This is a genomic window from Gimesia panareensis (assembly GCF_007748155.1).
Taxonomy (GTDB): Bacteria; Planctomycetota; Planctomycetia; order Planctomycetales; family Planctomycetaceae; genus Gimesia; species Gimesia panareensis.
Genome location: NZ_CP037421.1, coordinates 1,785,862 through 1,800,165, shown reverse-complemented (window position 1 = coordinate 1,800,165; position 14,304 = coordinate 1,785,862). Strand labels below are relative to the sequence as shown.

Annotated in this window: 9 protein-coding genes; 5 read left to right on the top strand and 4 right to left on the bottom strand. The window is 53.2% G+C overall.

The features are described from left to right. Window positions 1-10: 10 nt before the first annotated feature. Together Enr10x_RS06815 and Enr10x_RS06810 are read right to left on the bottom strand one after the other, a co-directional pair. Window positions 11-3,331, bottom strand: coding sequence for a hypothetical protein (locus tag Enr10x_RS06815; RefSeq protein WP_145448511.1), 3,321 nt, complete (start codon window positions 3,329-3,331; stop codon window positions 11-13). Between the two features lie 32 nt (window positions 3,332-3,363). Further along, window positions 3,364-4,500, bottom strand: coding sequence for an ArnT family glycosyltransferase (locus Enr10x_RS06810; protein WP_197996422.1), 1,137 nt, complete (start codon window positions 4,498-4,500; stop codon window positions 3,364-3,366). Between the two features lie 440 nt (window positions 4,501-4,940). On the opposite strand from Enr10x_RS06810, the gene Enr10x_RS06805 reads away from it, so the two are divergent. From Enr10x_RS06805 to Enr10x_RS06790, 4 genes are all read left to right on the top strand, one after another. After that, window positions 4,941-6,719, top strand: a complete 1,779-nt coding sequence (locus tag Enr10x_RS06805; RefSeq protein ID WP_145105371.1) for a flagellar basal body P-ring protein FlgI — start codon at window positions 4,941-4,943, stop codon at window positions 6,717-6,719. Window positions 6,720-6,842: 123 nt separating this feature from the next. Next, window positions 6,843-7,682, top strand: a complete 840-nt coding sequence (locus tag Enr10x_RS06800) for a sterol desaturase family protein (protein WP_145105368.1) — start codon at window positions 6,843-6,845, stop codon at window positions 7,680-7,682. 688 nt (window positions 7,683-8,370) lie between these two features. Continuing rightward, complete coding sequence (locus Enr10x_RS06795) at window positions 8,371-9,729, top strand: DEAD/DEAH box helicase (RefSeq protein ID WP_145105365.1); 1,359 nt, start codon at window positions 8,371-8,373, stop codon at window positions 9,727-9,729. Window positions 9,730-10,077: 348 nt separating this feature from the next. Further along, complete coding sequence (locus Enr10x_RS06790; protein WP_145105359.1) at window positions 10,078-10,275, top strand: cold-shock protein; 198 nt, start codon at window positions 10,078-10,080, stop codon at window positions 10,273-10,275. Between the two features lie 113 nt (window positions 10,276-10,388). On the opposite strand, the gene Enr10x_RS06785 is transcribed toward Enr10x_RS06790, so the two are convergent. Continuing rightward, window positions 10,389-11,318 carry a DUF1559 domain-containing protein gene (locus Enr10x_RS06785; protein WP_145105356.1) on the bottom strand — a complete coding sequence of 310 codons (930 nt, stop codon included), beginning with the start codon at window positions 11,316-11,318 and terminating at the stop codon, window positions 10,389-10,391. A gap of 261 nt (window positions 11,319-11,579) precedes the next feature. Next, window positions 11,580-12,602, bottom strand: a complete 1,023-nt coding sequence (locus tag Enr10x_RS06780) for a ferrochelatase (protein ID WP_145448510.1) — start codon at window positions 12,600-12,602, stop codon at window positions 11,580-11,582. A gap of 453 nt (window positions 12,603-13,055) precedes the next feature. Between Enr10x_RS06780 and Enr10x_RS06775 the strand changes: the two genes are divergently transcribed. Then, complete coding sequence (locus Enr10x_RS06775) at window positions 13,056-14,261, top strand: acyltransferase family protein (RefSeq protein ID WP_145105350.1); 1,206 nt, start codon at window positions 13,056-13,058, stop codon at window positions 14,259-14,261. Window positions 14,262-14,304 lie beyond the last annotated feature (43 nt).

Below are 14,304 nucleotides of genomic sequence, written 5' to 3'. Positions count from 1 at the left end.
GCCCCCCTGCTTATTGCACCAGGGGCAATGGGAACTGCTGTCTCAGGGATCTGGATTCACTTTGAGAGCCACGGGGCCAGCGATTTGTCGCATTATTATTCATCGGTCTGCCGCGGATCACATTATTCAGGAAGGTCTTTAGAGAGCCGTCCAGCAGTGGGTTCGACTTGATATCCACAATCGGACTCGAGGTCGTTCCCCGCAACTCAACCCGAATCCAGCCACTGGTAGCATGTCCGATTAACTGGGTAATCGCCGGCAGAGGCAGCTGCCGCCGCGTCAGCTGTGAAAACAGATCGACTTTCAACCGGCCGTCAAAGTGCGCTTCTCCCGCCTGACCATACAGGCTGATGGCGTTCCCTTTGAGTTCGATGTACTTCAGATGAAACGTCTGATTCGAAACGGTAAAATCACAAAACGCGGAATCAAAGGCCGTCTTATCCGGCTGAGCCAGACGGACCACTTTGAAAATCTGAGCAATGGGCGGCAGTTCATAGATCGCAGCCGGGCTGATCTGTAACTGCCCCTGCCCTTTCAGATCGGATTTATTGGAACCGCGGCCCCAGAGCTGAATCCAGCCGTTCATGACTCCGCGCAGCTGGGATTCTCCCGGCATGTAACGGGCCGCATACTCTTCCAGCAGTCCCCGGTGCAGTTCAATCTGCATGTTGTAAGTCGGCACCGCGCTCAATTCGATGTCGCCCATACAGGTGATGACGCCGCGAATGGCTTTGGCGGTAATCGGCTGCTTGGCATTGATCTGAGGCAGACTGACTGACTGCATCGGCTCGCGGCGAATCTGACGTGAACCCACTGTCAGCTGTGTATCATTGATTTCAAACGGCCCCTTGAGTTCGGTCAGGTGGTATCCCAGAATCACGGCGGAGTCGAGATCCAGATCACCGGTCAACTGCAGATGGGTTCCATCCCAGGTTCCCTGCGAATGCACCTTGCCATATACTTTGGCCACATCAACCCCCGCAGTCACGCTATTTTCCGCCAGGTAGGTATTCATCCCCCAGGCCGCAGTAATGGCAGTGCCCGGTTCCTGAGAGCCGCGAAACTCAATCCAGCCACTGGCAGATATCGGTCGTTGAATGTTTAAGATATTCAGGGCAGAGCCCATCGCCTCCGGCAGGGCAGACTGGAAGGCCCGATCCGCCGAGATATCATCAATATTCATATCCTCCATCTTGAACCGCCAGTCCCCTCGAGGCGTAATCTCGGCGAAGGCATTTCCGATGCGGATCTGGGTTTCATCGTGCTTTCCGGAGATCGATTTCAGCAGCACGACACTGTTACCCGTATTGGGATCCACCTCATAATTCCACTTTGCATTGAAGTTATCGATCGGATAGGGAAAGTCTTTCAGATTCAGGCTGCCGTCCCACCAGTGTGCCCGGGGAATCCGGATCTCAGCCGGTTTCCCGCGTTCCCATAAAATGTCGGTTGTCAGATTCAGCTTGCCGGTCGGAGACAGATCACCCCACAGCTTCTGCAGGGAATCGGGCAATGCCAGCCGCAGATTAGAATCGCAGACGGCATTCTCAGCAGAGACACTCAGCTTCAGTTTGCCATCGTTGGCAAAGCGGTCATAAGCTCCCTGGGCCGAGAGACGGGCATTGCCGTGCATACCCTGTAACTCGGAAAATGAGACCCGTCCCGTTTTGCTGGAATAGGATACGACCCCGGTAAGATCGGTAACGCGATAGGGGAAGTTCCGGTACTGCAGCGCCCCGCCACTCTCCATTTTTGCCAGCATATCCAGTTGAATGGGCTGATGCAGTGCGGGAGCCCGCGTCATCTTCACAATCGCATTCGCTTTCCCCTGCAGATCCAGTTCATCCAGAACGGCTTTGATCCCGTCCGGACAGGCCGCCCGCAGGGAAGCATCGATGGGGACCTGCTGGATTTCCGTAAAGATTTCGATCTTCGATGCCGGCCCGGGGTGCTCTACATACCCCTTGGCGGTCACGGGCCGATCCCCGGCCATGCCACTGAAATTCAGATTGAGGATGTCAGGATCCTGTTGAACCAGCGTCCCCTTGATGTGATCGACTCGATACGGAAAATGCACCGGCACGACCTCACCATCATTGGCCATGACTTTCAGATTCTGAATCCGCCATTTCCCGGTTCCCGGATAGCTCAGGTCCACTTCCATATCAATATTACCGCTGGGGCGCAGCGTGTCATAAGTCCGGGCCAGCCCTCCTGTCAGACGACTTCGCAAACGCTCGTCCAGCGGAAGTTGATGTGCCTGAAAGGAAAATGAACTCTGATTCAGAGGAGCTCCCGCCTGGGAAAATCGCTGATTAAAGTAATAATCTCCCCCTACAGTAAAACTGGTTTCGCCATTATATGCCTGCAATTTTTGAATCTGCAGACTTTCGTTATCGACCAGCACCTTCCCCACGATATTCCGCAGCGGGAATGGCAGCAGCGGGTGCTTGAATTTTCCTTCGCGCAGATGCGTCAATACCTGAAACTGAGGGGACTGATCCCTGGTCGTTCTGGAAAGGCTGAACTGGATGTCCATCTGCGCGCTCACGCCCAGATCGTACATCCCCGTGGCCTGATTGGGTCGCAGTTGCAGTGACGGAAATGCCTTTTTCAGTTGCGATTCCAACTCAGGCGAAATCCCGGTCGCCAGCCGTACCAGGTTCGGTCCGAATTCGAGCTGACTCCACTTTCCGGAAACTGCGCCCAGCTTGGAATCCAGATCCCAGTAACCGGCGATTTCCAGCTTACCGGCCTGGGGAATCGAAGTGTGGCCTTCAATTTCATAGCGGCTCGTGCCAGAGGGGATCAGACGCAGATCCAGGTTCTGCAGTGTAATCACCGTCGGCACGTTTTGAGGGCCGTGTTCAAACTTGAGTGAAAGACTCCCCCGCTCAATGATCAACTCGGGCAGCGGGTTGTCACTCTTGGTCGCTTCCGGCAGACCTTCCCAGTTCCAGGTCCCGTCCGCCATCCGCACCAGGACCAGTTGCGGTCGGTTCAACACAATCTTCTGGACGTCGATCAGTTGTTGCCGGGCCAGCTTCTCCTGGTTCAGCGTCACGACCACTTCCGGCAGGTCGATAATTGTATCGGGATGATTAACTGTCTGCACCCGGCAGCCTTCCACCCGGACACGTCTGCGAAAATCAAACTGGGCCCGGTCGATGTCAATCATCAGCCCGGGAACATGGTTCTCAATTTTCTCCAGGATCCCGGCTTTGATCATGTCGTCGCTGCGCATCCACAGATAATACCCGTAACTCCCGCCGGTAATCACCAGCGAGATCAGGATCAGCAGACACCATTGAAAGGTTTTACGAACAACCATGACACTTCAAAACCGAATCAGATCCAGGTGGATCACGAGTTGATTTTTTCCTTATTAAAAGCAGTTCCGAATATAGCAGTCAGCCCGACAGCGGACAGAATATACAAGCTGTATTCCGCCGGCAGCCGATACCGGAGCGAACTCACAAACACCAGATGAATCAGGGAAAAGTACAGGATGGGACCAACCGTGATCAGCAGCAGTAACACCTGCTGTCGGGAAATCCACGCACCATACACAGCCAGCAGCAGGACCGGCAGGAAGACGACTGATACCGCGGCCATCATCCACAACGATCGGAACTGGGGTGCATTGGGCCAGGGTTTCCAGTAACGCAGCAGCTTGGCGCCCATCAGCTCCACCACGTGACCGGGATGCTGGCGCGCATATTCCACTGCCTGTTGTGTGTAGTAGCGATTCATTTCGTACTCACTCATGCGCAGCATCACTCGATCTCGATCAAAAAACGTCATATCACTGTCGCCGGTTGCCTGGGGATTCAAACCATCGTACAGGCTCGGTCCCGCCCAGAGCGTTGTCGGCACAAAATGTCCGGTGACCTGGAAATTCCGATAGACCCACGGCACCAGCGTCACTATAAATCCCAGAATCAAAACCGCCGCTCGTTCCAGAGCACGGACACGATGCCCTTTCGCTCCCCAGAACATCAGGACGACAACGATTGGCAGGATTAACAACCAGCTCGGTCGCACATAAAAGGCAGCCGCCAGAGTCACGCCCGCCAGAGCGGACCAGAGGCTGCCTCGTAATCGATCATTGTCTCCCCAGTTGATGTTCCATAATCTGACCAGCACCCACAGCGAAATCAGCATCGCAATCGCAAAAATGGTTTCGCTCAAAAATAAAATGCTGAACCCGGCCATCACCGGCGAGACTGCAGTCAGCCCGGCCGCGATGAGCCCCGTGGTTTCATTCGTCAGTTCTTTTCCCAGTAAATACACCAGGTAGCAGGCAACCATGCCGGACAGTGCCAGCACCAGTCGCACACGAAAATGATCTTCGCCCACGACCGACATGGCACCGGCCAGAACCAGAGGAAAGCCAGGCATTCTCAGTACACGTCGGGGAGGCGTATAAATCGAATACTCCTCGCCGTGCACGATCGTTTGAGCCAGCCTCCAGTAGCCGTCTGCGTCACCTTCAATCACGTATGTTCGTTCAGGTTGTTGATCCAGTTGGCGCTGAACGTAAACCGCCAGTCCGCACCGAATCAGTGCGGATATCAATAAAATCAATATCAATAAGTACTTAGGCCGTTTCGATTCCGGCATAATTTTCCCTGCCACTTGTGAAATGTGGGAATAGTACGATTACTCGTCTATCAGGGTCAATTCCAATATAACTGCCCTGTCATCCCGGGGGCGATCCATCTCATTTTCCCATTAGTGAATTCGCATATTTCAGAGCCGCACACTGTACAGATCCCGTAATTCCGGGAATCCCTGAAACGGAAATCTCCTCGTCCAACTTTCCCATCTTGACGCAGATCTGGTTTTCTCATAATTTCCCCGCTCCTCTCTCAAACATTGCGCCACGACACCCATCAACTCCTTTCACGAAGCCTGTCCTATCTCGGCTGAGGGAAATTATGCGCTATTTAAAATTCTCCGTACTCTCAGGAATGGCCCTGTTCGCAGTCGCCATGTTTTTCCTTTCCCAAACCATTCAGGGATTCCTTGCTTCAGACAGTCAGGATCAGCAGGTCGCCGGTGTACCGGACCTGGACCCGACACTTTCTGAACCAGCCCCCTTCCCCGACCTGAATCTGGATTTTCCTGCCGGCACGCTACCCGAATCTTCCAGCGCGGAAGAGAAAACGGAGATGACAGCGCCTCCTGCTCCCAAAGCGTCCTCGTCTGGACAGGATCCGGCATCAGTCAAACTGGCGAACGCAACTCAGTCAGAGACAGAGTTGCCCGCTGGAATCAATCTGTTACTGCTCTCGAAAACGACCAGAGAACAACGGACCCGTTTAATTGAAGAGCTCCTGCGACTGGACGCCGATCTCGTTCAGCAGGTCGTCATGAATCACAGCCCGCAGAATCCCCCTCAGTCAAAAATCAAAACCGTCCAGCAGGTCTCTTTGACAGGTCCCACAACGTCACAGACCGTCTCTGCCGGCTATGCACTGCCGGGCCAGCCCGTTCAAATGAACCAGCCAGAGCCAACAGTCCTGATTCAAAAAGACGCCCCCACGCAGATTATCGCCAGCTATCGCGGTGCCACTCTCAAAACTCAAGGTAAACCACTGCAAAGTGGTAAACTGCATCAGAAAATCCAGATCGTTCCCCAACATGCCAACCTGCTGTTTTCTGCAACCGTTTTAAGTCAGAATCTGGTGGCCCTGGATCTGCCAGGAGAACTTCCTCCTCCCGAGACCACACCGGCAGCCCCCGCAGTGAAGCTGTCTCAGATGGGAGAATTTCAACCAGCAGAAATCATCAAGCTCACCGGAGAGGGACTGGTCGTTGGCTTAAACGGGACGGGAGATCGTAATATTTCGCCCGATGCCATCCGGGCTCTCAAATCGTCCATCGCCGCCATGAAAATCAATCTGCAGGCAATTAAATCGCCTTTACAGGCCGGTAATCTCGCCAACGTTACGATTACTGCATACATCCCCAGCCAGGGCGTGCAGCCAGGGCAACAGATCGAATGCTACGTCAATGCTGTCAGCCCGGAAGTCAACTTAAGTGGCGGCTATCTGCTGCCGACCGCTGTCGCCGTCCAGGGTTCAAAACTCAACCGGGCCGACGCACTTGTTGTCGGTCCCGTGCAGACCGACCGTACCCAGAACAAGTCTCAGGGACTGATTGAAAACGGTGCCCAGATCCGTTCGTCCCTCACCCCGCGTCTGGTGACCGGGCAGGGAATTCCGCATCTTAAATTCTTCCTGAATGCAGCCGTCTACGATCCCAATACCGGTCGACAGGTGGTACAACAGATCAATCGCTTTCTGGCCGCGAACATGGTCAGAACTTCCAAAGCCATGCTGCAGTCCTCGGGACTGGTCATGATCTCACTCCCCGATGAGAACCCTGCCTATGCACAGCAACTCGCGACACAATTGCTGAATGTTGAAATCTCACAGCAGCCTGCAGGCAATACTGACCAGCCGCCGGAAGTCATCATCGATAATGCCTCTGCCCGGATCCAGACACGCGGCACTGTATTTCTGCAACCGGCGCGTCTCAAGTTTCCGGACCTGATGCTGGAAATTTCCCCTTCCACTCAGACCGGAGCTACCCGGCTCGAAGACCTGCTGGCACTGCTGCAGCAGTTGCAGATCCCCCGCCAACAACAGGTGTCTATGTTGAGAGCACTTCAGCAACAGGGCAAAATCAACGCCAATTATCATGAGCAGTAAGCGGCCCCTTGTCATAATGTTAACTGGCTGAGAAAATAGAAAGACAGAAGATCAAAGGGGTTTTCTGCGCCGCCTCGATTCAGACCTTAACTGGTCTCCTGTCAGGATTTAGCTACTGCTCTCATGCTTTCCGAATTCTCAGCCTCCGAAATCCTCTCGCTGCTTTATTTCAGCACACCCGTTGTGTTGCTGGGATTGCTCTGGAGTTGGGAAAGCTGGGCTGCCTTCAAACCGTTCTCCGGAAAAAGCCGCTATCGACATGCACTGCATAATCTGTCGCTGGCGGTCCTGAATTCACTGCTGCTCGGCCTCCTGTTCGGCACAATCGTCGAAGAGACCTCCCGCTGGACGCTCGCGCACCAGTGGGGACTGCTTTATCAACTGCCCCTCTCCCCTTTGTGGCAGACCCTCTTCGCGATCCTGCTGCTCGATGCCTGGATGTTCTGCTGGCACTGGGCAAACCACCAGATTCCCTTTCTCTGGCGGTTTCATCGGATGCATCACAGTGATCCTCATATGGATGTTTCCACCGCCACCCGCTTTCACTGGGGCGAACTGGGAATCTCGACACTGCTGCGTCTGCTGTTGATCCCGTTACTGGGACTGCAATCCTGGCAACTCGTCCTGTACGGCATTCTGGTCTTCCTCTCCACACAACTGCACCATGCCAATATTTCACTGGGAAGGGCAGACCGTTTCTACCGCTGGCTGTTTGTCTCTCCCGACATGCATAAGATCCACCACTCACGAATCCCGCAGGAAACGAACTCCAATTACTCCACAATCTTCTCGCTCTGGGACCGTCTGGCACGTACCTACCGGATGCGATTGGACCTCAAAACCATCGATTTCGGCCTGCCTCACTTCGATCAGCCCCAGTGGCAGACCCTGCTCGGCATGTGGAAAACGCCCTTTATCAGGCCTCCTGTCCTGCCAGGTGAACAGGATCAGGAATCGACATAAATTCCTTAATCCTCGCGTTTCCGTCATAAACAAACAGGTACTCGTCAGCGGATAGGTTGCCTGATTTCATGAATTCTCAGAAAAGCCTCTAGGCAAGCGAGCTCCATCAGGGTACACTTATTCCAGACATTTGGTTTTTCTCTCAATAGGTCTGAGGAAACAACCATGTCGATCTGGTCGGACAAAACGAGTAACGGTCTACTGAAATAGATTCGTTTTCTGACCTGTCAGGGTATTGATACAGAGTTGGAATCTCTTGTAACCCTTTCTACTGTGCAGGCTTGTCTGCCGCACACTCATGCTGCCTACCTCGGTTGTGTTGACCGCTGTCGAAAGCTGCCGCGTCGTTGTGGACGCATTGAATTCCGAGATTTTCTTGTTTGTCCGGAGTTCCCACAGAAGCGACGTTTGCTTTTGGTACCGCTGGTCCCCACCCGCTGAACCTGAGTAAAAAAGGAAGAGCCAGACGATGATTCTTCTGCTCTCCAGCAATTCTTGTTGACTTGCACTGTCGCCGACCGGTTCAGCTGAGCTCCACTTCCCGGAATATCACCTGCAGCCCCCATTGAATATACCAAAGCGTCTATGAATGACACGATCAGGTCCTGCCCTTGATTGAAAACTGCCAACCACAGTTACACTCGCACAACACACCAGCGGGCCTGAAACAATTCCTTAAGGAAAACCATTGAAAACATTTAAAGAGATTAATTTGATTGCACCAATCCAGCGTGCACTGGTCGAAGAAAATTACGAAACTCCGACTCCCATTCAGGCCCAGACCATTCCGGCAGCCCTCCAAGGGCACGATATTCTCGGATGCGCGCAGACTGGAACAGGAAAAACAGCGGCCCTCGCCTTACCCATTCTCAATCATCTGGGAAAAAACAATCGTAAGGCAACGCCCCATCGTCCTCTGGCACTGGTCCTGGCTCCCACACGGGAACTGGCCATTCAGATCGGCGACAGCTTCGACGCCTACGGCAGACACCTCAAGCTGCGTCAGTTGCTGGTTTATGGTGGTGTCAGCCAGAAAAATCAGGTAAAAGGCCTGAGTCGGGGTGCTCACATTCTGGTCGCGACACCGGGGCGCTTACTCGACCTGATCAATCAGGGAGAGATTCACCTGAACCAGCTGGAAATCTTTGTCCTGGACGAAGCAGATCGCATGCTCGACATGGGCTTTCTGCCGGATCTGAAGAAAATAATCAGCCATCTGCCGGAGAAACGACAGTCACTGTTCTTCTCGGCAACACTGGCTCCCAAAATTCAGGAACTGGCAAAACGACTGTTAAAAAACCCGGTCAGTGTGAATGTTACTCCGAAACAGACGAGCGTTGAAAAGATCCAGCAGCAGTTAATCTACGTGGAACGCAACGGCAAGCAGCCAATGCTGCAGAAGATTCTCGCTGATTCCGCCGTGGATCGGGCACTGGTCTTTATGCGAACCAAACGTACCGCTAACATGCTGTCGAAACGGCTGACGCAAACCGGCATCCGCTCAGTTGCCATTCACGGCAATAAATCTCAGGCTGCCCGTCAGCAGGCTCTGGAGGCCTTCCGCAGCAGAAAGGTGCAGGTGCTCGTCGCCACGGATGTGGCGGCCCGCGGCATCGATATTGAAGGCATCACACATGTCATCAACTTTGATCTCCCGGTCGAGCCCGAAGCCTACGTGCATCGTATTGGTCGTACAGGGCGTGCTGGTGCGGAGGGCATCGCGATTTCTTTCTGCAGCGACAGCGAACGACGCGAACTGCGGGCCATCGAAAAACTGATCGGTCAGAAAGTTCCCGTCTCCAAAGAACACCGGCTGCCCAAATCGATGAAAACGAAAAAGGAAGCCGAAATCGAGCCGAACTCCAGACAGCGAAACAACGACAAAAACCAGCGATCAACGACTGAAAACGAAACCGGCTCACGGAAACGCTACCAACGTTCGCGTGCTGCCAGAGCCGCGGCCAAAGCGGCTGCCAGCAGACCCCAACAGGAACCGAAACGCACGAAGTGGCGCCGACTCAAATCACGCGCAAAACAAACGAGTTGATCACCTGCCCTAAACAGGAACTCTCATTCAATTCACAAATTTTAAGGAGACAAGTTATCGCAAAAAACAGGAACACTTATGCCAAGCGTCAACGAGAAGCAGAAAAAAAAGCGAAAGCGGAAGCCAAACGGGTACGCAGAAATAAACTGAAGCAAAGTGGTCCTTCAAGCTATTCGGCAATATAGCCGGACAGCGAACCTGAATTCCTGGATGATTCAGAATAATCCCAGATCCGTCACTGATTTTGACGGAAGCCTGGACAAACTCGAACACTCTTGCAGTCAGGGTGACGCGAATGTTTCACGTCATTTTGATTGTAACATTTTTTAAAAGTACTGGATGAATTTTATGTCAGAAGGAACCATTAAACGACTCACAGACAAAGGCTTTGGCTTCATCGACGATGGCACCGGCAAAGATGTCTTCTTTCACAGCTCCGCACTCTCAGAAGCCCGCTACGACGAGCTCTCTGAAGGCCAGAAGGTCTCGTTCAACATCGGACAGGGCCCCAAAGGACCTCGCGCTGAAAACGTACGCGTGCTCTGATGCAGCTTGAAAGCTGAGGCGACCACCTCAATCAAATGACAAACAGCACCACAGGCGTTTCGCCCGCGGTGCTGTTTTTTATTTCGATCAGATACAAACCTGGTCAGCTGAGCTTAAAATTCGCCCAGAACCTGGCCGTCCTTTTTATTCCCCAGATTCTGGAAGGTGGGACGGTCAATGTTGGAAGAAATGAACCGCACGGCCCCATCTGCCAGCAATGCATGCACGCCCCCCACATGATAACTGCGGGCGAAGTTGTACTTGGTCCCTGTATTGACCACACATGGTGCATTGGGCCAGGTGGTCGACTTGCAGGCGTAGTTCTGGTCGGGTACCTGAGTATTTGGTGTCTCACGCGTCGTGAAGGTCATTTCACCGTGAGCACCACCAATCCCGTAACAGCCCGGGCAGCCCCACTGAGTGGTAGTAGCAGCCTGACCGCGAATGATGATCTCAGAAACCATGATCGTGTTGGATGAACCGTCTTTCAGATCACGAATCTTCGTATTGGAATTGGCAGAAAAGATTCCGTTCAGATTGGAACCGGTCGTAGTTGTCTCGTTTCCGGCACACCCGATATAGCTCCCCTGAGAACGGCCTGAGGTATCGGCGCTCCCGGGTGTGGAAGGATCGGAAGGACACAGGTAAACCGGAACGACTGCTTTGACCACTGCCGGATCGGTTGTGAAGAAAACATGCGTCGCTGGATCGGCAGAATACTTGTTGTATAACGGTGCCTGATCAACGAACGGCCAGAGCTGCTGCGCCCAGGTATCCCGCCAGTGATAGGTTCCATACGGGGAAGAGGAATTGTAATTGCCACTGGCTACTTCCATATGACCATAGGGAAACAGACGGTGTGTATCATGGTAGTTATGCAACGCGACACCGATCTGCTTCAGATTATTCTTACAGGTCGATCGGCGGGCTGCTTCCCGCGCCTGCTGCACAGCCGGCAATAATAGAGCGATTAAAATCGCAATGATCGCAATCACGACCAACAATTCGATGAGGGTAAATCCTCGCTTGGAAGACGTAGACATTCCAACTCCTGTGACTTGGTAGGACAAGACAGTCAATCACAACTGTATCGATAATCGGGTAAGTGAGTCTGCCTGGCAGGAATGTTTGATAACACAAAGGCAGGGTGGGCGCTCTAACTCTTGACTTACGCTTGCTAAGTATTTCTCACAATCGGGGCTTTGACAAGCTTGATCAATCAGAGTAGTGATGGGTTTTCACAATTCTTCTGTACACTGCCCGCAAAACGGCTGCGTCATTCTAAATTCACTACAGGAAAGATCTTAACGCTTGATCTCCGTCACCCGCAGACAGCAGTCCACGGGACAGACATCATGGCTCGGTCCCAATGGTCCCAGTGCTGGTCGGTCTTCCGTACCACTGATCCGTTCCTCAATCAGCTCGCGAATCATGCTGATAAATCGGGGATGCACGCCGACTGTCTTCGCCCGGGCCACATTGATGCCGACCTCACCCCCGACCTGCTTCGCTTCCGTATCCAGATCAAACAGTACCTCCATATGGTCAGAAACGAATCCGATCGGGATGATGACCACATCCTGAACGTCTCCCTGCTTGCCAAGCTCGGTAATAAAATCACAGATATCCGGTTCCAGCCAGGGCTGATGCGGCGGACCGCTACGGCTCTGATACACCAGATGCCAGGGATGCGTTCCCAGACGCTCACTGACCAGCCGGGCAGACTCAGCCAGTTGCACTTCATACTGGCACCCCGCGGCCATCGCCAGCGGAATGCTGTGTGCGGAGAACAGAATCGTCGCCCGATCACGCCGCTCTACGGGAATCTCAGACAGTGCCTCGTTGGCCCGTTCGACAGTCGCTTCGATAAACCCGGGATGATTATAGAACATCCGCAGCTTATCCACGTCGGGAGCCCCTGCTCCGACCGTTTCCTGAGCCCGTTGAATATCCTCCCGATACTGGCGGCAACCCGAATAGGAACTGAATGCGGATGTAAAAAATCCCAGTGCCCGCTGGATGCCGTCCTGTTTCATCTGCGCCAGCGTATCCGGCAGCAACGGATTCCAGTTCCGATTGCCCCAGTAGATGGGCAGCTGTGGTCCATGGACTGCCAGTTCCTGCTCCAGTGCCGCGATCAGAGCCCGGTTCTGTCCGTTGATCGGACTGACGCCCCCAAACTGTTGATAATGCTCCGCGACTTCCAGCATCCGCTCGCGAGGGACATTCTTCCCGCGCAATACATTTTCCAGAAAGGGAATCACGTCATCGGGCCCCTCCGGACCGCCGAAGGAAACGACCAGAATCGCATCGTACTCATTCTTCATTCAGGATATCTCAATCAATCTGAGTGCAATCTCATTTAATGGTAACTGGCTGCCAGTTGAAGCTCATGTGCCACTTCCAAGCATAAATCATAGCAACTTCTCTGTTTGTAGTCAGGTAGCAACAATTGCCTACTCCTTTTCCTCCAGGATTTTATGGAACAATCAGTCTATCCCGGTCTGCTGACTGTCTTTCTGTTCCCTCGACCAGAAAATCCTTTACCAGGCAATCCCACATTGGACATGATGCATTTTGGCAACAAACATGCACATTACACAGGAACTGTCTGCCCAATAGTTCGATTTTACCGGATAGTCAATCAGCATTTTTACCCGGTTTCAGAATTTCAGAAAGCAGTAGATTTTTCCTCGCAACTCATCAGCTTTTGCGGATATATATTCTCAGACCCGCCGCGTTTCAACACTCCGTTATCAGCTTTTGCAGGCAACCCCTAAATGAACCCACCCTCTGTCCTGACCGCGGTGGAACCGGTCGAATTACGCCCTCCATCCGGATCCCCCGGGTCTCCGCCCCCCCGTTTCTATTACATGGATTCCATGCGGTCGATCCTGATGATGCTGGGAGTCGTGCTCCACGGCGCACTGATCTATTCGTCCACGGATCACTGGATCGTCTCCGACTCTCATAATTCAATCTTTTTTTCGCTGCTGGATGCCATCATCCATGTCTTTCGCATGCCCACGTTCTTCATCATCGCGGGTTTCTTTTCCATGATGAGCCTGCAGAAATACGGCATTAAAGTCTTCACCCAGGTTCGCCTGGTGCGCATTCTAGTCCCGTTGTTAAGTACAGCTCTGATCGTCAACACGCTTGAACTCTATTTCCGTACAACCATCCTGCAGCAGAACCCGATGACGTTTACCCGGTTTCTGACTCAAGTCCTGCCGCAAATCTGGCTGTCCGGCCAGTGGGTCTCGCACCTCTGGTTTCTGCTCACACTCCTGCAATTCTTCGCGGTCGGCATCGGTCTCTACCTGCTCGGCAGATGCCTTCCGAACGTACATGTCGCGAGTCGTCTGGTCGCAGGTCTGCGTAAAAACTGTTACTTCCTGCTCCTCATCCCCTGCGCAGAACTGCTCTGGAGTGCCGCCGCAAAAGTGGCCCCGGATCTCTTTCACGGTTCCCTCTGTTGTGGGCTGTTCAATCTGGAAGACTTCATGGTTTTCCTGCCCTACTTCCTGCTCGGACTCTGGCTCTTCCGGGACCCGGGCCTGCAGGACGAATTTCATCGTATCGCCCGCTGGGAATGGGGAATGCTGCTGCTGGCGATCATCACCCAGCATATCGAAGCCAATGCCCACGGTTTCAATACAGAGAGTCTGCTCCGCATTTACTCATTCGGACTGATCTGCGCCCTCTCCAGCCACATCTGCTATGTCCTGTTCTATCAGTTCATGAACCGGGACTCACGCGTGTTCCGCTACCTTTCAGACGCATCTTATTCGATTTACCTGTTCCACCACATCTGTGTGGTCATCTTCGGCTACCTGCTGCTGAATTCGAACATCGCCATCGGCTACAAGTTTCTGGCTGTCGAAATCGCCACGTTCGCCGTCACACTCTCCCTGCACCACTTTCTGATCCTCCGCATTCCGATACTGCGATTCCTGTTCAACGGAAAACGAATCGCACGTTCCTGAAAGAAGTTTCAGCCTGTCCCTGCTCCGTTGAATTGTCTAGAAT